Annotated in this window: 19 protein-coding genes; 9 read left to right on the forward strand and 10 right to left on the reverse strand. The window is 68.4% G+C overall.

What is annotated here, in order from left to right:
* Positions 1 to 151: 151 nt before the first annotated feature.
* Both BJ970_RS12755 and BJ970_RS12760 read left to right on the forward strand, forming a co-directional pair.
* On the forward strand, positions 152 to 613 hold the full coding sequence (locus tag BJ970_RS12755) for a helix-turn-helix transcriptional regulator (protein ID WP_184726461.1): 462 nt from the start codon (positions 152 to 154) through the stop codon (positions 611 to 613).
* A gap of 108 nt (positions 614 to 721) precedes the next feature.
* A complete protein-coding gene (locus BJ970_RS12760; protein WP_184726462.1) occupies positions 722 to 2,227 on the forward strand; it encodes an alpha/beta hydrolase in 1,506 nt (501 codons plus the stop codon).
* A 116-nt stretch (positions 2,228 to 2,343) separates the two neighbouring features.
* Here the strand turns inward: BJ970_RS12760 and BJ970_RS39440 are convergent, their stop codons facing one another.
* Positions 2,344 to 3,186, reverse strand: coding sequence for a transposase (locus BJ970_RS39440; RefSeq protein ID WP_184726463.1), 843 nt, complete (start codon positions 3,184 to 3,186; stop codon positions 2,344 to 2,346).
* 691 nt (positions 3,187 to 3,877) lie between these two features.
* Here BJ970_RS39440 and BJ970_RS12770 point away from each other — a divergent pair.
* Positions 3,878 to 4,069 carry a hypothetical protein gene (locus tag BJ970_RS12770; RefSeq protein WP_184726464.1) on the forward strand — a complete coding sequence of 64 codons (192 nt, stop codon included), beginning with the start codon at positions 3,878 to 3,880 and terminating at the stop codon, positions 4,067 to 4,069.
* 94 nt (positions 4,070 to 4,163) lie between these two features.
* Positions 4,164 to 5,495, forward strand: a complete 1,332-nt coding sequence (locus tag BJ970_RS12775) for a transposase (protein WP_184726025.1) — start codon at positions 4,164 to 4,166, stop codon at positions 5,493 to 5,495.
* 627 nt (positions 5,496 to 6,122) lie between these two features.
* Here BJ970_RS12775 and BJ970_RS12780 read toward each other — a convergent pair.
* On the reverse strand, positions 6,123 to 6,464 hold the full coding sequence (locus BJ970_RS12780; protein WP_246470829.1) for a CU044_2847 family protein: 342 nt from the start codon (positions 6,462 to 6,464) through the stop codon (positions 6,123 to 6,125).
* A 182-nt stretch (positions 6,465 to 6,646) separates the two neighbouring features.
* On the opposite strand from BJ970_RS12780, the gene BJ970_RS12785 reads away from it, so the two are divergent.
* Entirely contained in the window at positions 6,647 to 7,780 is a 1,134-nt protein-coding gene (locus BJ970_RS12785) for a glutathione-independent formaldehyde dehydrogenase (RefSeq protein ID WP_184726465.1), read from the forward strand.
* Positions 7,781 to 7,864: 84 nt separating this feature from the next.
* Here BJ970_RS12785 and BJ970_RS37780 read toward each other — a convergent pair whose 3' ends face one another.
* Positions 7,865 to 8,050, reverse strand: coding sequence for an aromatic-ring hydroxylase C-terminal domain-containing protein (locus BJ970_RS37780; RefSeq protein WP_246470830.1), 186 nt, complete (start codon positions 8,048 to 8,050; stop codon positions 7,865 to 7,867).
* Between the two features lie 321 nt (positions 8,051 to 8,371).
* Positions 8,372 to 8,689 (reverse strand): FAD-dependent monooxygenase, encoded by a 318-nt coding sequence (locus BJ970_RS37785; RefSeq protein ID WP_246470831.1) that lies wholly within the window; start codon positions 8,687 to 8,689, stop codon positions 8,372 to 8,374.
* A 148-nt stretch (positions 8,690 to 8,837) separates the two neighbouring features.
* Between BJ970_RS37785 and BJ970_RS12795 the strand changes: the two genes are divergently transcribed.
* Positions 8,838 to 9,533 (forward strand): TetR/AcrR family transcriptional regulator, encoded by a 696-nt coding sequence (locus BJ970_RS12795; RefSeq protein WP_184726466.1) that lies wholly within the window; start codon positions 8,838 to 8,840, stop codon positions 9,531 to 9,533.
* A gap of 79 nt (positions 9,534 to 9,612) precedes the next feature.
* Complete coding sequence (upp, locus tag BJ970_RS12800) at positions 9,613 to 10,236, forward strand: uracil phosphoribosyltransferase (RefSeq protein WP_184726467.1); 624 nt, start codon at positions 9,613 to 9,615, stop codon at positions 10,234 to 10,236.
* Between the two features lie 200 nt (positions 10,237 to 10,436).
* On the opposite strand, the gene BJ970_RS12805 is transcribed toward upp, so the two are convergent.
* Entirely contained in the window at positions 10,437 to 11,027 is a 591-nt protein-coding gene (locus tag BJ970_RS12805; protein ID WP_184726468.1) for a TetR/AcrR family transcriptional regulator, read from the reverse strand.
* A 53-nt stretch (positions 11,028 to 11,080) separates the two neighbouring features.
* Between BJ970_RS12805 and BJ970_RS12810 the strand changes: the two genes are divergently transcribed.
* Positions 11,081 to 11,287, forward strand: coding sequence for a ribbon-helix-helix protein, CopG family (locus BJ970_RS12810; protein ID WP_184726469.1), 207 nt, complete (start codon positions 11,081 to 11,083; stop codon positions 11,285 to 11,287).
* 14 nt (positions 11,288 to 11,301) lie between these two features.
* Positions 11,302 to 11,682, forward strand: a complete 381-nt coding sequence (locus BJ970_RS12815) for a type II toxin-antitoxin system death-on-curing family toxin (protein WP_184726470.1) — start codon at positions 11,302 to 11,304, stop codon at positions 11,680 to 11,682.
* 329 nt (positions 11,683 to 12,011) lie between these two features.
* On the opposite strand, the gene BJ970_RS12820 is transcribed toward BJ970_RS12815, so the two are convergent.
* The 5 genes from BJ970_RS12820 to BJ970_RS12840 form a co-directional block, all read right to left on the reverse strand.
* The gene (locus BJ970_RS12820; RefSeq protein WP_184726471.1) at positions 12,012 to 12,347 is read right to left on the reverse strand and encodes a hypothetical protein; all 336 of its coding nucleotides are present in this window, start codon (positions 12,345 to 12,347) and stop codon (positions 12,012 to 12,014) included.
* 340 nt (positions 12,348 to 12,687) lie between these two features.
* Positions 12,688 to 13,140: a flavodoxin family protein gene (locus BJ970_RS12825; RefSeq protein WP_184726472.1), complete on the reverse strand. Its 453-nt coding sequence runs from the start codon at positions 13,138 to 13,140 to the stop codon at positions 12,688 to 12,690.
* 2 nt (positions 13,141 to 13,142) lie between these two features.
* The gene (locus tag BJ970_RS12830) at positions 13,143 to 14,780 is read right to left on the reverse strand and encodes a phospho-sugar mutase (RefSeq protein ID WP_184726473.1); all 1,638 of its coding nucleotides are present in this window, start codon (positions 14,778 to 14,780) and stop codon (positions 13,143 to 13,145) included.
* Entirely contained in the window at positions 14,777 to 15,586 is an 810-nt protein-coding gene (locus tag BJ970_RS12835; RefSeq protein WP_184726474.1) for a purine-nucleoside phosphorylase, read from the reverse strand. The genes BJ970_RS12830 and BJ970_RS12835 overlap by 4 nt, the downstream gene beginning before the upstream one ends.
* Positions 15,587 to 15,809: 223 nt before the next feature.
* Positions 15,810 to 17,489, reverse strand: coding sequence for a serine/threonine-protein kinase (locus BJ970_RS12840; protein WP_184726475.1), 1,680 nt, complete (start codon positions 17,487 to 17,489; stop codon positions 15,810 to 15,812).
* Positions 17,490 to 17,747: the final 258 nt, after the last annotated feature.

The following is a 17,747-nucleotide window of genomic DNA, read 5'->3' on the forward strand; positions in this document are numbered from 1 at the left end:
ACACGAATCGACGATGTGCGAACGGCGGATGTTGGCTTTGCTGGTATGCGCCGCGGCGAAGGCCGTGACCGGCCCGCGAAGGGGGAGCGGACCGTTGCGAGGGGGCGCGATCCGTCGTCTGCCCCCGTGCCGGGACTGGGGAGGCCGGTAAATGCCGAATGATTCGACTGCCGCGTCGATTCCGCGCGTCCGCCGAGGACTGCCCGAGCCGGAGCCGCCCTGGCGCGGCCCCGAGAAGCTGGGGGCCGACGAGCCGGGCAGGGACGAGCTGGTGCAACACCTGGTACGCGCGTTGGTGCGTCGGGTCGGCGAGCTCAGCGGACCGCACCGGGCGGCCCGGAAACCGCTGCTGGACATGACCGAGCTCGGCATCCGGTGCCTGCTGCTGCCGATCGCGCCGAAGGTCGACCAGGTGCTCAGCCCGCGAGAACGGGAGATCGCGCGCATGGTGGGACTCGGCTACACCAATCGCTCCATCGCGGCGGTCTTGGACATCAGCCTCTACACGGTTTCCGCCCACATGCGGCGGATCTTCACGAAGCTCGGCGTTGGTTCGCGCGCCGCAATGGTGGCCGCACTTTCCGACAATCCCGACCTCTACGTGGCGGAATAGCCGCCGCGAAGCCGCGCAGAAATCCGGGTTTTGCTCCAAACGCGCCGATTCGAGTGATCATCGGCGTCTAGGCTCGTTCTTGCCCAATGGGTCACCCGAGGAGATTTTGTGCGCAAACGTCCGTTACTCGTCGCGGTGTCGGCCGCGCTCGTGCTCTCTTCCCTTGTCGGCGGGCAATCCGCGCTGGCCCAACCTGACGGTCTGGCCTGGGAACCGTGTGGCGACCGGCAGGGCGAGTGCACCAGCGTCGAGGTGCCGATCGACTGGAACAACCCCGATGGCGCCAAGACTCAGATCGCCATCGGCCGACTACGCGCCACCGAGCCGCAGAACCGCATCGGGGTGCTGTTCGTCGCGCCCGGTGGTCCTGGCGGGTCCGGCATCGACAGCTACATTCTTGGCGCGGACCTGCTGGAGGGTGGCGAGTTGCGCAAGCGGTTCGACATCGTCAGCTGGGACCAGCGCGGTGTGAAGCGCAGCAACGAGGTCCGGTGCAGCGGAGACTTGCTCGCGCAGGCCCCTCGCGACTTCCCCGCGAACGAGCGGGAATACCGCGAACTGCTCGCTTACAACGCGAAGCTGGGGGAGGACTGCCGGAAGAACACCGGGCCGGTGTTCGACTTCGTCGACACCACCAGCGCAGTCCGCGATCTGGACGCGATTCGCGCCGCGCTCGGCGAGGAGCGGCTTAGCTTCTACGGTGCCTCCTACGGCACGCAGGTGGGGCAGCAGTACGCGGAGCTGTTCCCGAACCGGATTCGGGCGATGACGATCGACTCGAACATGGACCACAGCATCAAGTCCGGTGCCCGGTATATCGAAACGGCCAGCGAGGACCTGGAGGGCTCGTTCAACACCTTCGCCGACTGGTGCCAGCGGACGGCGGCCTGCTCGCTGAATGGCGAGGACGTGCGGGCGGTGTGGGATGACCTGCACGCAAAAGCCGAGGCCGGAACCCTGAGGGACCCGTCGACCGGCGCCGCGCTCCGCGCGGGTTCGCTGCGCAGCGAGCTGATGAGCGCAATGTACGGGCCGGAGGGATGGTTCGGGCTGGCGAACCGACTGAAGGCGCTGTCGAAGGGCGGCCCGGCGGTCACCGCCCTGCCGGCTGCGGCGAAGCCCGCCCAGAACTCCTACCAGGCGATCTGGTGTGATGACTGGAGCTGGAAGGTCCGTGACTTCGCGGAACTGCGCAGCTACCGGGCAAAGGCGGAGCGGGTCGCGCCGCACACCGAGCTCTCGCCGTTCTGGAGCGACGTGACGTCCTGCCTGGGGTGGCCGGCACAGGTCAGCAATCCGCAGCACGAACTGTCGATCAACGGTGTGCCGACGATCCTAATCGTCAAGGGCCGGTACGACGTGGCGACGCCGAGCGCATGGAATCTCGCGGTAGCGAACCAGATCGACAATTCGGTGCTGCTGTACCACGACGGCATCGGCCACGGCCAGTACTACCGCAGCGCCTGCGTGCGGGAAAGGGTAGACCGCTACCTGATCACGCTGGAAACCCCGGCCCCGAACACCCACTGCGAAGCCGTCTACCCGACGCAACCGCCCCCAACGCTCACGGGGATATCCACAGTCCCGACAACCCGCCCAGTCCACGCGGGCTGAACACTCCGATCGCCAAGCTAAAAACAAGCGACGCGGTGTGGGGGTCTGGCTCAGGTAGGACTGGCGTGGTCGGCGTTGTCCTGGTTGCGGGGCGATTTCGATGCTCCTATTGTTTGTCAAGTGGTGGTGTGGGCGAGGTCTGTGGTGATGGTGCGGTAGATCTTGCGGGCGAGGTAGCGTTTGAGGCACCGCATGATGTCCTTTTTGGATAGTCCTTGTTGGGTGCGTTTGTGCACGTAGTCGCGGGTGCGTTGGTCATGGCGCATGCGCACGAGGACGATCTGGTGCAGTGCTTTGTTGGCTTGGCGGTCACCGCCTCGGTTGAGCCGGTGGCGGTCGGTGCGCCCGGAGGAGGCCGGTAGCGGGCTGGTTCCGGTCAGGGCGGCCAGGGCGGCTTCGCTGCCGAGCCGGTCGGGGTTGTCGCCGCAGGTGATCAGGAGTTGGGCGGCGGTGTCGGGGTCGACACCGAACAGGGCGGTGGTGGCCGGGGCCAGCCGGGTGGTCAGGGTCTTGAGTTTCCCGCCGAGGCGGGTGATTTCGCTGGTGAGGTTCTGGATGCGGTGGCCCAGTTCACGCAGGGCCGTCCGGGTGGCCTGGGCCGGGTCGGCCAGGTCGGCGGTGTCATCGATGGCCAGATCGGCGCAGGCGGCGGCCAGGCGGGCGGCCGGGAGCCCGCGTAGACCTTCGCGGAGCTGGTCCTCGGCGGTGACCAGCAGGCCACGCAGGGTGTTGATGGCGGCGGTGCGGGCCTTGACCGCACCGGCCCGCACGGTGTGCAGCACCCGCACGGCTTCCACACCCCCGGTCTGGGCTTTGGGGATCGCGGTGGCCTCTCCGGCCAGCACCGCGCGGCCGGCAGCGGCGGCATCCAGGGGATCGGACTTGCCTTTCCTGCGCCGGGCCGACCGGTCGGGCCGGTTGACCTCCAGCACCCGGTGCGATCCGATGTCGTCATCCACCCACAGCGCTGCCTGCCAGTCGACCTGAGTTATCCCCGCGCGTGGGCAAGGGTCCGGTGATGAGCTGCGTCAATGTGACGGGTTCCTGCCAGAGGAGTGTCGGAATCCGGTTCGTCGGGGTAAGGCCCAATTTTAGGAAAAATTGGGCTCGTCGTCGGGACCCTGGTGTCGGTTCCGGTTTCTGGGGACGGCATCACGAAGCCGGTGCGGTACCGGGGGAGTTCGGGGCGACTTCGGGCGCGACCGGCCTCGGCCGCAGGGGTCTTCGGAGGTGTCCCGTCCCCGAACGGGATCCGCGCAGCAGCAACGGAACCCCTGACAGGCTCCCAGATGCGACGCCGCCGCTTCTGGTGCAACTTTCCTGCCGCGGCGCAAGCTGACCACGCTGCGGTCGTGAGTGCGTCGACCGGCGCTAACCGGCTTGCGTACGCACGCCCCCCGGAGCGCTGCGAGGAAGTCGGCCCACCCTTCCCTGCTCAACGCGCTTCTCGTTGCTTCGGCGTGAGCGAGACCGTATTCGCGCGTGGTCAGGATCCGGTGATGAGGTGCGTCGATGTACTTCGCTGAAGAGGGCTGAGTACTTGACCGTCAGCGTGCCCACCGATGTCGAATGGCTCGCCCCCGCCTGCGAATCCTGTTGGGACGAAGCGAGATCCCGCCGCGATGCGGACGCCCGCGAGGGCGGCGCGTCGTGATCCTTCTGCACCTGTTCCAAGACCCGGCCTTCTTTCTCGCTGTCATCGCTGGTTTCGCCGTCATGGCAGGGCTTTTCGCGATACCCATTCGCGGCGGCACCGGTCAGCACGCCGGTGCGGGGCCGGGCGCGGTGCTGGTGTGGCAGCTCAGCGCCGCTCTCGAAGCCGAGCGCGCTGCCCGGACCTAGTAAGTACGGGTAGTGGTTGATCCGGAGTTCATTGCGCAGGTCTCCTTCTTGTGAGTGTTCGGGTTCTGGATCAGTTGCTATCGAGGAGGATGCTGTGCCTCATGTCAGGGCGCTTACGCGCGGTGATCGTCGGCGGAACGAGCGGCTGACCCGGTTGCGATCGATCGTGCGCCGCGAGTTCGCGGTGGTCGCAGTCGATCTGGCCTCGGCCAAACAGGCGGCGGTGGTCGCCGATCACGATTCGCGGGTGCTGGGCCGACGCATGTTCAGCGGGGATGCGTGGGTGATCGATGACATCCTGGACTGGGCCGGGCCGGTCGCCGCCAAGGCGGGGTTCGCCGGTGTGGTGCTGGGGTGCGAGCCGACCGGGCATCGCTGGAAGCCGCTGCTGGACCGGGCCCGCGCTCGCGGAGTTGAGCTGGTGTGCGTGAACCCGATGCTGGTGCACCGTGGCCGGGAGGAAGAGGACTTCACCCGCGACCGGTCGGACTTCAAAGACGCCACGATCATCGCCAAACGCGTCGCGGAACTGCGCTGTTACGTGCCCTATGTGCTGGAGGGGCACTGGTGTCGCCTGCGGCATCTGGGGGCTCGCCGTGCCGATCAGCTTGTTGCCGCGGGGTCGGCCCGGCAGCGTTTGCGTGATCTGCTGGAGTGTGCCTGGCCTGCGGTGCTGTCCACCGCGAGCAAGCCTTTGGACACGCTGACCTGGCGGGTGGCCATGGCGGTGTCCACCGACCCGGCCCGGATCATGGCGATGGGCTTTGATGCCTTTGCCGCGGCAGTGCGTGACGAACTTCCCCGCTGGGGTGGCAGCCGCCGCAATCTGCGCATTCTGCGCGCGATCTTCGACGCCGCTCGCACACCTGGCGGGGTTGCTACCGAGCAAGCCGCGGCCTGCGAACGAGCGGCCTACGCACTCGACGACTGGCACCATGCCCTGGGGCAGCTCGCCGACGTTGAGGCCCGCATGATCGAGGTCCTCGACACCCTGGAACTGTCCACGTTGGTCACCACCATCACGGGGTTGTCGGTCGTCGGGGCCGCCGCCATCCTCGCCGAGACCGGCGACCCAGCGCGCTTCGACTGTGCCCGAACCTGGGTCAAGCATGCGGGGTTGTGCCCACGTGCCAACGAATCCGGGAACTTTCACGGCATCACCACGGTCTCCCGCCGCGGCCGCCCCGGACTGCGCACCGCCGCTTGGCGGGCCATCTGGGGCGCACTGACCCACAACCCGGTCTACACCGCCCGCTATACGCACCTGACCACCCGTGAAACCAACCCGCTGCGCCCGGGACAAGCCCGCACGGCCCTCGCAGCGGCACTGCTGCGACAGCTGTTCGTGGTCGTCACCCGCCGGGTGGCCTGGGATCCGGCGGTTGCCGCCGGCACTACGAAGGAGGTGGCGCCGCAGGCCGCATAGCGCGACACTGGCCATGGGCGGGGCGAACCCGACTCCTCCTTGGGCAGAACCCGGAACTGAGCAGGGGCGCCCCGCCCACCCTCCACCCAAGCTCGGATGAGGGCTGTTGGGACAAACCCGGTTGTTCGCTAGGTCGAGCACGGAGAGTGGGCGCAGGCACCCGCCACCCCGGCCAGTCACGCCACCCACCACATCACCACCCACCATGATCAACCCCGCACACCCGCGGGGACACTGCCGCACGCCCAAAACCGGAAACATCACCAATTGACTTCGCCCTCATAGGCTGCTCAGTTCCGCCGGAAACCACAGCCCGGGAGCGGCAGGAGGGATCCGCTGGCCGGAGGACGAGCCGGAGTACATCGGCTGCCACCGCCTGCGGTGGGACTTCGACGAATACCCGAAGTGCCCCATCGACATCCGGCTCGGGCCGGATTTCCCTTGGCGGTCGTGAATTGTGGTCGCCATGACGAGCGCAACCACTCACGACTGGCGACGAACCCGCGACCGGGCGGCTCACCTGCCACAAAGAGCACCGGAGAGTGGTCAGAAATCCCGCGCCGAGCACGTGCCTGCCCTCGCGGAGCCGGATCAGGGCGGGGTCGAGCGGATCGGCGGCGAGGCCGGTCATTTGCTCGGCTTGACGCCGTTCCACTCGATGGTGACGTTGAAGTTCGCCTCGCCCGCCGACTTGGCGACCGCGAGGTTCGCTTCGCCGGTGACCTTGATGCCGAACTGCACGTTGACCTTCGCCGGCGGCTGTTCCATCGCGCGCAGTTCACCGAGCACCGCTTCTGCCGCGGACCGGATGTTGCCCATCGCCTTCTGCACGGTCTCGGAGGCCTGCACGACCTTCCCGCCGCCGCCGACCGGTATGGAGCCCTGGCCGTCGGCCGCTTCGATGAGCAATTCGCCGCCGTCATCCAGCGGCATCTTGACCAGCTGTGCCATCTCGCCGACAACCCCCATTCGCGCCTGCCTACTTGATCGAAGTTAGCCCAAGATCGGCTGCTAGGGGTGGGGTTCCGGCAACTCCCCGTAGGGCCCTCTTTCGGGTGACGCACTTCCGTGTCTCGGGTTGCTCCGGGCGGGGTATTCCCAGAAGCGCATGCACAGGATTTCGCGCGTCTTCCACTCGGAGGTGGTCAGCGATGAAGGCAGTCGTGTACCAGGAACCCTTCTCGGTCGCGATCAACGAAGTGGAGCGGCCGACGATCCAGCACCCCAACGACGTGATCGTGCGCATCACCTCGACCGCCATCTGCGGATCCGACCTGCACATGTATGAGGGGCGGACGGCCGCCCAGCCGGGCATCGTGTTCGGGCACGAGAACATGGGCATCATCGACGAGGTCGGTTCCGGCGTCGTCAGCCTGAACCGCGGCGACCGGGTCGTGATGCCGTTCAACGTGGCGTGCGGCTTCTGCAAGAACTGCATGGCCGGCAACACCGGCTTCTGTCTGACCGTCAACCCCGGCTTCGCCGGCGGCGCCTACGGCTACGTTGCGATGGGGCCCTACACCGGCGGGCAGGCCGAATACCTTCGGGTGCCCTTCGCCGACTTCAACTGCCTGAAGTTACCGGCCGACGGCAGCCACGAGGCGGACTTCATCCTGCTGGCCGACATCTTCCCGACCGGCTATCACGGCTGCGAGCTAGCGCAGGTCTCGCCGGGTGAGAGTGTCGTGGTCTACGGGGCCGGCCCGGTCGGTCTGATGGCCGCGTATTCGGCGCTGCTGCGCGGTGCGGCGCGCGTGTTCTCCGTCGACCGCGTGCCAGAGCGGTTGGCGAAGGCGGAGGAGATGGGTGCGACCGCGATCGACTTCTCCAGCGGCGACCCTGTCGAGATGATCAAGGACCAGACCGACGGCGAGGGCACCGACAAGGGCGTCGACGCGGTCGGCTACCAGGCGCAGGTCGCTGACGCCTCGAAGGAGGAGCCGGCCATCGTGCTGAACTCGGTGATCCAGACGGTGCGCCCGACCGGTCGGATCGGCGTGCCCGGCCTCTACGTGCCCTCGGACCCGGGTGGTGTAGACGAGCACGCCAAGCAGGGCATGCTGCTCGTGGCCATCGGGAAGATGTTCGAGAAGGGCCAGACGATGGGCACCGGGCAGTGCAACGTCAAGCGCTACAACCGGCAGCTGCGCGACATGATCATCGCGGGCCGGGCCAAGCCGAGCTTCGTGGTCTCGCACGAGCTGTCCCTGAACGAGGCGCCGGACGCCTACCGCAAGTTCGACCAGCGAATCGAGGGCTACACCAAGGTCATCCTGCACCCGTGACGGCGCGGAGACCGTCGAGCGATGCAGCGGGGTGTGCGATTTCAATTGAAATCGCACACCCCGGCACGTCGGGGGCCTCGGTTCTCAGCGAGCGAGGACCGTGCGGAGCGCTTTCTCAAGCTCGGCCGCCGTGCCGGGGCCCTTGCTGCGCCAGGCGATGAAGCGGTCGGGGCGGACTAGGACCGCTCCGTCGGCGTTGACTCCGTACGGCCCGGTCCAGTCGCCGGTCACCTCGCCGCCGATCCGGTACGGCCTCAGGTCGATCTCCATCGCGGCGGCGACTTCCCCGGCGGCCTTGGCCCACGCCTCGGATCCCCGTCAGCAACACGAAGCCCCGGCCAAATATGTCTATTGTGGACAGGTCGCCGCTGGGCGTGGACAGCCGCACATGCGGGGCGCGGGAGCCCGGTCGGCCCGTCGGCCGGGTTGGATCCTCCAGGAGTTCGCCCTCATCGCCGGGTTCCCGGACCACCGCGCCGTTGTGCCGGTAGCCGAACAGCAACATGGCGGGGTCCTCGATCGGCGCCTCACCTTCCTTCGCCAGGTGCGGCATGTTGCGCATGACGGCGTTGCGGTACTGGTTCTCGGCGATCAACTCGGCCACCGGTCGCCGCTCCACACGAAGGTGTCGTGCAGGATCTCGCGGAACACCGGGCCGTTCGCGCTGTGCGCGATGCGCAGCAGGAAGCCTTGGTCCTTGGGGGACGCCTCGGTGAAGGCGGCTTCGAGACCGGCTAGGCGGAGCGCTTCCATCGTGTGCTGCTGCTGGCCGCGCGCCTTCGGATGGGTGGAGGTGCTCGCGTGCCGCTCCACCACCAGTGACGGCGTGCCGTGCAGGCCGAGGAAAACGGCGGTCGACAGCCCGGACAGGCCCGCGCCGACGATCAGGACTGGAATGCGTTCGAGCATGTGGTGACCCCTCTCGACGAACACTGTTCGCGTTGCGAACGGCACCAGGGCGCGAACAGTGTTCTATTCGACGAACACCGTTCTATCTACGAACAGCGTTCGCGTCAAGTACGGTGTTCGTAGTCCTGATCGAGGAGGTTCTAAAGCAATGTCTGTGCCCGTCCCGCCCTGGCAACAGCGAGCCGCGCGCAACCGGCCGGTGAAGCAGCCGCTGAACCTGGAGCTGATCGTGCGCACCGCGCTCGACCTGCTCGACAGCGAGGGTCTGGACGCGGTCAGCATGCGCAAGGTCGCGCAGCGGCTCGGCACCGGTGCGGCCTCACTGTATGCCTATGTGCGCAACAAGGACGAACTACACGAGCTGATGCTCGACCTCGTGATCGGCGAGATCGCGGTGCCGAAGCTCGCCCCGGAGAGGTGGCAGGAGCAAATCAAGGATGTGATGCGCCAGCAGGTCAGGGTGTTCACGGCACATCCCGGCATCGCGCGGGTGGTGCTGCGCACCCCGGCGCCGACGGGGCCGAATGCGCTGGTCGTCACCGAGGCGATGACAGCCATCCTGCGCTCGGCTGCGCTGCCCGACCGCGTGGTGGCGTTCGCCGTCGACATCCTCGCCCTGTTCGGCACGGCTGTCGCGATGGAGCGCAGCGCCGACTTCGGGCTCAGCGATGCCGAGCGAGCCGAACGGATGGCGATGGTCCAGCGGTATTTCTCGGAACTTCCGGCGGAGCGGTTCCCGACCCTGGTTTCGATGCTCCCGGCGATGATGTCCGGCGAGGCCGACGAGCGCTTCGAGTTCGGGCTCGACCTCCTTGTGCAGGGCATCGCCGCCCACGGCGGGTAGCCGGCGGCCGTGCGACCAGGGACACGTTGTTGAGCAGCGGCAACTCGCCGTCCGGGGTCGGCCGTTACTGTTGTCGGTCATGGATGTTCGGGTCGTGGACCACCCCCTCGTGAAGGCAAGACTGTCCACAATGCGTGATGCGCGCACCAACAGCGCCGCGTTCCGCGCCGCGCTGCAAGAGCTGACATTGATGCTGATCTACGAGGCGACGCGAGACGCCGAGGTCGCGGTGGAGCCGATCCACACGCCGGTGGCACGCACCAACGGCTACCGGCTGGCGACCCCGCCGCTGCTGGTTCCGGTGCTGCGGGCCGGTCTCGGCATGGCCGACCAGGCGCACCGGCTCATCCCGGAGGCGCAGATGGGCTTCGTCGGGCTGGCCAGGGACGAAAAGACCTTGCAGCCCACGCCGTACCTGGAGTCGCTGCCCGCGGATCTCGCCGGGCGCCCGGTGCTAGTGCTGGACCCGATGCTGGCCACCGGTGGTTCGATGGTGCACACGATCAGTTTGCTGACCGACCGTGGCGCCAGCGACGTCACCGCGATCTGCACGCTGGCCGCCCCGGAAGGCATCCGGCGGCTGGACGAATCCGGGCTGCCGGTGCGGGTGGTCACCGCGAGCGTCGACGAGCGGCTCAACGAGTCGGGATTCATCGTGCCGGGCCTCGGCGATGCGGGAGACCGCGAGTACGGCGCGGTGTAATTCGGCGGCGCAATTCCCGGTTCTCGGACCTTCGGCGATGGGCCCGAGATTCCCCGCGAGGTCGAGCAACACGCTAGCCCCGGCGGCGCGATGGCTGCGCGGCACCGCGCGCGGCGAGCTGGCGCCTTCCGCAACGCGCTCGGCCGAACGCACCGATCCTGGTCGAGCCGCCCACGACGGCGCTGCCTCGGAGTCCGGGGTCAGCGCCTCCAACCCGCGAAACCATTGCGCAGCGCCCGTTCGTAGCGGGCGCTGCGCTCGTCCTCGGTAGGCGCCGAACCGCTCAGTTCCAGCGAAACCAGGCCATGCACCAGCGCCCAGGCCGCGAAGACGACCTCCGCCGGATCGGCATCGATCAGGACCCCGTCCTCGATCGCCTTGTCGATCGCCTCTCGCAGCGGCTGCATGCTGCGCAGCGCCTGCCCCCATGCCCGCTCGTCGGGCGTGAAGTCGGGTACGGCGTGCCCGAACATGATCGAGTAGAAGTGCCGGTTGGCCAGTGCGCTGTCCCGGTAGGCGTGGCCGAGCGCGGTCAGGTCGTGGACCGCATCACCGGTGCGCGTCACTCGCTCCATCCGGTCGCAGAGCCGCCGGAACCCCTCCACATACAGCTCGCGGACCAGCCCCGGCTTGCCGCCGAACAGCGAATACACCGCGGTGGTCGAGGTTCCCACGTCCGCGGCGAGCCGGCGCAGGCTCAACCCCTCCGGGCCGTGCGCGGACAGCAGCTCCCCGGCCCGGTCGAGCAGGCGGGTGCGGAGGGCTTCGTCGTGCGCTCGCGGTCTCGCCATTGACCGAAAGTATCGTCTTCATCGAGTGGTATCAGCGCGATACCATCTAGCGCATGGCAATGACCCTGCGCCTCACCGAGGAAGAGAACCAACGGCTCACCGAGCTGGCGGCGGCCGAGGGCCGGTCCAAGCAGGAGGTTGTGCGCAGCGCGCTGGCCGACCGCTGGGCGCGTCAGCAGAAGGACCAGCAGCTCGACGAGGTCATCCGGCGGGTGCTTCCGCGATATCGGGGATTGTTGGACAAGCTCGGCCCCGCATGATCGACTATTGACCGGTGACGGTATATCTCGACGCGTCCGACCTGCTCCTGCTCGCCACCGCGGTGACCGACGGTGACCTGATGGTGCGCGACAGCGGACTGCTGGACGCTGCGGCGTATCGCCCGCGCGCGGAGGTCCTCGGGGTGCCGGCCTACGGGACCCTGTGGCTGAAGTCGGCCGCGCTGCTGGATTCGATCGTGCGTACCCGGCCGCTGACCCAGGGTAACTGGCAGCTGGGCTGGGTGGCCGCGGTGGCGATGTGCGACGTCAACGGCTGGTGGGTGGAGGCCGACGACGAAGCGGCGCTGTTGCTGGTCCGCGAGGTCGGCCGCGACCAGCGGGAACTTGCCGAAGTGGCGGACTGCCTGGAGCGCTGGGCGAAGCCCAAGGCCTGATCCGATTTGGGCCGGCTCTCCGCAAGCCCGCGATTGTGGTTTCCGGCAAGATCTCCTGAATCTCGCCGCAAACCCTTGGCGGGCAAGGGGTTTCGCTGGAAAGGCTTCGTTGCCGACCGCCCGTTGTTGTTCGGTCGATCCATGACGGTGCGGTGCGGGCTGGGAAAGGGCCGCCGATTCTGGGCCTGAGCGACGAACGGCGATGGCCCGCCGGGATTCAGGCGGGCCATCGCGTTTTAGTTCATTTCGGATCTGCGGCCGGGTCTGTTGTCGTCAGCACGGACTCGTGGCGGTCGGCCGACCCACCCGGGAACGCTGATGTCGCGGCCCTAGCCGACGGCACCGCTTTGGAGTCTGCGCAGCGCGATCGGTGCGCCCGCCAAGTCTTCCTCGTTGCAGAGCAACTTCAGTTCGTAGTACGGGCTGCCTTCGCGATCGTCGTAGTCCAGGTGGACTGCGATGACATCGATGGGTTCACCCAGCCAGTCCTGGGCTTCGCGAAGCCATTGGGCGGACCGCTCCAAGGCGGCCGACAGGTCGTCGTCACGGAACTCGACAGGTCGGTAGGGAACGCCCTGAACCTGATCATTCGGACCAGGGGGCTGTGGGAGATCCACGGAGACGCCGGAGTCGTCGAGTTCGAGTCGGATCGCTTCCTCACTCACTGTCGCAGGGTAACCCCTCCGGCCGGTCAAATGCTGCTGGAGGCCCTGCGCAGTTGTCGTAATTTGGCCAAGTTCAGCTGGTCGGACCGATTCCGCCGATTACTATGCGCAAGACACGGGGCACCCTGAACATCGCACGTTGATGAGGGAAGGCGGGCTTTGTCCAGGGCGCCCCGCTGTCGTCAAGGGGCGCGCCCCGACGACACGATCAGGTTACTCCGGTTGCCTCAATCAAGATCAACTGGGGTTGGCCCAGGTGACGACCCCCCGACCGCACTTCGCGGGTGTCTTGGCCCCCGGCGTCGCACACTGGTCTTGACCAGCGGAAATTGATACGCGCTCAGGGCATCAGCCCGGCCGCTACCGTGGCGCCGAGTTCCCAGCATGCCTCCAGCGCGTCCTTGTCCGGCTGACCGAGCACGGTGACCGGTTCGGCAACGGGCCGCCACGACAAGCCGGTCGTGATCGACCGGATCGCCCGTAGTGCGCCCTCTACGCCCTCGTTGCCGTGCACGTAGCAGCCGTACGGTCGGCCGCCCGTCGAATCCAGGCACGGGTAGTAGATCGTGTCGAAGAAGTGCTTCAACGCGCCGCTGATGTAGCCGAGATTGGCCGGGGTGCCGAGCAGGTAACCGTCGGCTTCCAGGACATCGGTGGCCGTGGCGCTCAAGGCCGGTCGCCGCACCACCTCTACGCCCTCGATCTCGTCCGTCGTGGCACCCGCGACGACCTTCTCGAACATCGCCTGCATGCCGGGGGAAGGGGTGTGGTGCACGATCAGCAGCCTCGGCATCGTCAGCCTCGCCGCACGAGGTCGGAAACCGCCTGCTTCAGCGCGTCGAGCCGGTCCGCGGCGCGCTGCTTCGCCGTCGCCGGCGGGAGTTCGCCGACCTGCTCGACGACCTGTAGGTAGCACTTGAGCTTGGGTTCGGTGCCGGACGGGCGGATGACGACCCGGAGCCCGCCGGCTCCGGTGATCACCAGCGCATCGGTATCGGGCAGCAGGTCCTCGACGTCCACAGTGATGTCGGCGAGCCGGGTCGGCGGCTGCTCGCGCAGCCGCCGCATGATCCGCGGAATCACGCTCAGGTCGGTGACGCGCACCGAAACCTGGCCGGTCTGGTGCACGCCGTGCTTGGTAGACAGCACATCGAGTAGTTCCGGCAGACCGCGTCCGGCGGCCTTCGCGGTAGCGGCCAGGTCGCAGCTCAGCACGGCGGTGGAGATGCCGTCCTTGTCACGCACCTCGTCCGGGTCGACGCAGTGTCCGATGGCTTCTTCGTAGGCGTAGACCAGCCCGGTTCCGGCACCGTCACCGGCGCGCACCAGCCACTTGAAACCGGTCAGTGTCTCGGCATAGCGGACGCCGAACTCGGCGGCGATCGAGCGCAGCATGGTCGCGGACACGATCGTGGTCGCCACCAGCGGATCCGGCTTCGCGGAACGATCCAATGTGGACAAGATGTGTTCGGCGAGCAGGACGCCGGTCTCGTCGCCGCGCAGCATCCGCCAAGTGCCGTTCTCCTCGACGCCGAGGGCACATCTGTCGGCGTCCGGGTCCAGCGCGATCGCCAGGTCGGCGTCGATCTCGCCAGCCAGCGCCAGCAGCTTATCGGTCGCCCCCGGTTCCTCCGGGTTCGGGAAGCCGACGGTGGGGAAGTCCGGATCCGGTTTCGCTTGGGACGCAACAAGATGCACGTCGTCGAAACCGGCGCGATGCAGCGCCTGCAGGAGCGGCTGCGCGCCGACGCCATGCAACGCGGTCGCCGCGACCCGGAGCGTGCGGGCATCGCCGCGCGGCAGCGTTGCGACTCGCGCCAAGTAGTCGTCCAGCGCGGAATCGTGCACCGACCAGCTTTCCTTGCGCGGCACCGAATTCGCGGCCGGTGCCGCGGCGATCGCCGCCTCGATCTCGATATCCGCCGGGCTCACCAGGTGAACGCCGCCCAGCAGGTACAGCTTGTACCCGTTGTCCTGCGGCGGGTTGTGCGAGGCAGTGATCTGAATCCCCGCGACCGCACGCAGCGTGCGGGTGGCGTGCGCCAGCACTGGCGTCGGCAGCGGCTCGGGCAGCAGCCGCACGTCGAAACCAGCCGCCGCCAGCACCCCGGCGGCGTCGGTGGCGAAGTCCTCCGAGCCGTGCCGCGCATCACGACCGACCACGACGACACCGCCGCGGTGACCGCGCTCGGTCAGCCAGGCCGCCGCCCCCGCCGTCGTGCGCACGACCACGGCGCGGTTCATCCCATTCGCCCCCGCGCGCACCGGCGCGCGCAGGCCCGCGGTGCCGAACCGCGGCATGCCGGACATCCGGTCGGCGAGCGCCGCGTCGTCGGCGTCGAGCAGCTGCTGCAACTCGGCGCGCGTCCGGGGATCGATGTCACCGGCGATCCACCGTCGCGTGGCCGAGCGCAGCTCCGCATCCACCGTCATGCGGTCTCCAGCAGGGAGCGCAGCAGCTTGCCCATCCGGCTGGCCGCGGCGCGGCCAGCGTCCAGAACTTCCTGATGGTTCAACGGTTGCCCGCTCAACCCGGCGGCCAGGTTGGTCACCAGCGACAGCCCGAACACCTCGGCGCCCTCGGCGCGGGCCGCGATGGCCTCCAGCACGGTGGACATCCCGACCAGGTCGACGCCGAGCCCGCGCAGCATCCGGATCTCCGCCGGGGTCTCGAAGTGCGGCCCGGGCAGCCCGGCGTACACGCCTTCCGCTAGCGAGGGGTCGATGCCGCGCGCGAGCTCCCGCAGCCGCGGCGAGTACAGGTCGGTGAGGTCCACGAAATTGGCGCCGACCAGCGGCGACCGGGCGGTCATGTTGACGTGGTCGCTGATCAGCACCGGCTGCCCGACCTGCATGCCCTCGCGCAATCCGCCGGCGGCGTTGGTGAGTACCACGGTCCGGCACCCGGCGGCGACCGCGGTCCGCACGCCGTGCGCCACCGCCTCGACGCCCTTGCCCTCGTACAGATGCGTTCGCCCAAGCATGACCAGCACCCGCTTGTCGCCCACCGGAACCGACCAGAGCCTGCCGCTGTGCCCGATCGCGCCCGGCGCGACGAAGCCCGGTAGGTCGGACATGCTCAACTCGGCGCTCGGCCGGCCGATCTCCTCGGCGGCGGGCTGCCAGCCGGAGCCGAGCACCACGGCCAGATCGTGGCGGTCGGTGCCGGTGATCTCGGCGAGCGTGGCGGCGGCCACGTTCGCGGCGGCAGAGGGGTCGGAAGTCGTCGTAGGCGTCACGGCCGCGCAGCTTAGTCCGTGCCGGGCCGGCGCGGCGGGCGATTCAGCCGGGTAGGAGCGCGTCGAGTCGCTCCCTGAGCTTGTCCCGGGTCAAGCAACGTCGGCCGGTAATCGGCGGACGGCAGGGTTGGCCAACCCAGGGCGACAACACGCGGCGCCTCGCGCACGCGCTGAAACCGTCATGCGTGCTGCCGCAGCACTAGAACTCGCGGTGACCAAGTGCTCAGGACCGGGTTTCCAGGGTCCCCTTGATCTGGTTGAGGATCCCCTCGCCGGACGCCGCCTGGTCGATCGGCACCGTCACGCGCACGATCCAGAGGTCGTTGCCGCGGCGGATCAGTTCCGCAGCGGTGCTGCGCCGCCGCTGCCCACCGAGCGAGCCGAGCAGCGGTTTCTCGGTCGTCGTGTACTCCATCCGCTGCTGGCCGTCGCCGTCGGCAAAGCTGGCTTGCACGGTGACTTCGCCCGCGGCGATCTTCGGCAGGGCGTTGACGTAGTCCGAGATCTCCTTGCCAGAACCGAAGAAACCGCCGTAGCGCTGGACGGCGATCTCCGTGCTGCCGTCCGGAGACACGAACGACACCACCAGGCTGTTGGCGACATCCGTGCGCTCGCTGTGGAACAGCCGCCAACCCGGATCGGCCGGGGCCATGATGCTGAACTCCCCGCCGTCCGGGGCGGACGTGTGCATTGCGTCGTCGCGGTGCTTGGCCAGGTTCAGCCGCGCCACCTGCGCACCGGGCTCGACGTTCGACGTCGTCGAGTCCGGCAGCACCGACTTGCCGGCGAGCAGCCGGGTGCTGGCGAAGCCACCGGCCAGCGCGGCGGCGAAGAGCACGACCGCGACGACACCGAGCGCGACCTCCGCCCACCGCGACCGGCGGCGCGGTGGCGGCTCTTTCAACGCGAACGGCGGCAGGCCGGGATCGCGGGCCAGCGGCGCGGAGCCTGGTGCGAGCGAAGGCTGCCGGACCGGCGTCGGCAATTCCCGTTGCCGCACCTTCACCGTCGGCGCATCCGGGTCCAGCAGCATCGCGAATGGGCGGGCCCCGGGCTCGGGCAACAGGTGCTGGATCCGCCGGCGCACATCGGTCAGCGACATCCGCTGCGTCGAATCCTTGACCATCAAGGCCCGGATGATGTCGCCGATCGGACCGGGCCGGGAGGCCACTGGCACGGGACCGCGCACCACCTCGGTCACGGTGGCCAGCGGGTCATCGCCCACGTCGTAGGGCGGGTGCCCCTCGGCCGCGGCGAACATCGTCGCGCCGAGCCCCCACCGGTCGGCGGCGGAGCTGACGGCTTCGCCCGCGGCGACCTCCGGGGCGATGAACGCCGGTGTGCCGAGCAGGATTCCGGTCTTGGTGATGGTGTGCTCGGCGATGTTGCGGGAGATCCCGAAGTCGCTGACCTTGATCCGGCCGTCGTCTCCGATCAGCACATTGCCGGGCTTGACGTCGCGGTGCACGATGCCGGCCCGGTGCGCGGCCTCCAATCCGGCGGCCACGCCATCGGCGATCACCGCCAGCTGGTGGTCGTCGAGAGCCCCGTGCTCGCTGAGGATCGTGGCGAGGCTCTGCGACGGCACCAGCTCCATGACCACGAACGGTTCGCCGGATTCGCGGGCCACGTCGTAGAGCGTCACGACGTTGGGGTGCGACAGGACGGCGATGGCGCGGGCCTCCCGCAGCGCCCGCTCGCGCAGCTCGGCGGCCTCCTCCTCCGGAATCCCCGGCGGCAGCTTGACCTCCTTGATCGCCACCTGCCGCCGCAACAGCTCGTCCGTGCCGGACCACACGGTGCCCATCGCACCGCCGCCGAGCTTGCGATCCAGGCGGTACCGGTCAGCGATCAGTCGGCCGGCGCCGGCCAAGGTGTCGTTGCTATCCGTGGGCACGGTCATATTTTCCATGGTCGACTGGTCCGGTGCGGCGGAACCGGCGTGGACCCCGCTCAGCTGGGATGATCACCGATATCGGACAATCGATCACGCACCGTGCCGGAATCGGCGTTACGAAAAGTGAACAATCCCACCCCGACGGTCGCGGTCCGGGTGCCGCCTAGGCCGCCAAGGTCATTTCGCCGCAACGCAAAACGGCCTCCGAGCGGCCAATACGCGGCCGAGGTCGAACTGGCCGGGACTGGTGCGTTTCGGATAAGT

Source organism: Saccharopolyspora phatthalungensis, from assembly GCF_014203395.1.
In the GTDB taxonomy this organism is placed as follows: domain Bacteria; phylum Actinomycetota; class Actinomycetes; order Mycobacteriales; family Pseudonocardiaceae; genus Saccharopolyspora; species Saccharopolyspora phatthalungensis.

Excerpts from the sequence above, each read along its gene's own strand:
- BJ970_RS12805 (WP_184726468.1), bottom strand. The coding sequence starts at position 11,027 with ATGGCGAGACCGCGAGCGCACGACGAAGCCCTCCGCACCCGCCTGCTC.
- BJ970_RS37785 (WP_246470831.1), bottom strand. The coding sequence starts at position 8,689 with ATGCTCGAACGCATTCCAGTCCTGATCGTCGGCGCGGGCCTGTCCGGG.
- BJ970_RS12795 (WP_184726466.1), top strand. The coding sequence starts at position 8,838 with ATGTCTGTGCCCGTCCCGCCCTGGCAACAGCGAGCCGCGCGCAACCGG.
- upp (WP_184726467.1), top strand. The coding sequence starts at position 9,613 with ATGGATGTTCGGGTCGTGGACCACCCCCTCGTGAAGGCAAGACTGTCC.
- BJ970_RS12830 (WP_184726473.1), bottom strand. The coding sequence starts at position 14,780 with ATGACGGTGGATGCGGAGCTGCGCTCGGCCACGCGACGGTGGATCGCC.
- BJ970_RS37780 (WP_246470830.1), bottom strand. The coding sequence starts at position 8,050 with ATGGAGATCGACCTGAGGCCGTACCGGATCGGCGGCGAGGTGACCGGC.
- BJ970_RS12825 (WP_184726472.1), bottom strand. The coding sequence starts at position 13,140 with ATGCCGAGGCTGCTGATCGTGCACCACACCCCTTCCCCCGGCATGCAG.
- BJ970_RS12785 (WP_184726465.1), top strand. The coding sequence starts at position 6,647 with ATGAAGGCAGTCGTGTACCAGGAACCCTTCTCGGTCGCGATCAACGAA.
- BJ970_RS12810 (WP_184726469.1), top strand. The coding sequence starts at position 11,081 with ATGGCAATGACCCTGCGCCTCACCGAGGAAGAGAACCAACGGCTCACC.
- BJ970_RS12840 (WP_184726475.1), bottom strand. The coding sequence starts at position 17,489 with ATGACCGTGCCCACGGATAGCAACGACACCTTGGCCGGCGCCGGCCGA.
- BJ970_RS12780 (WP_246470829.1), bottom strand. The coding sequence starts at position 6,464 with ATGGGGGTTGTCGGCGAGATGGCACAGCTGGTCAAGATGCCGCTGGAT.
- BJ970_RS12755 (WP_184726461.1), top strand. The coding sequence starts at position 152 with ATGCCGAATGATTCGACTGCCGCGTCGATTCCGCGCGTCCGCCGAGGA.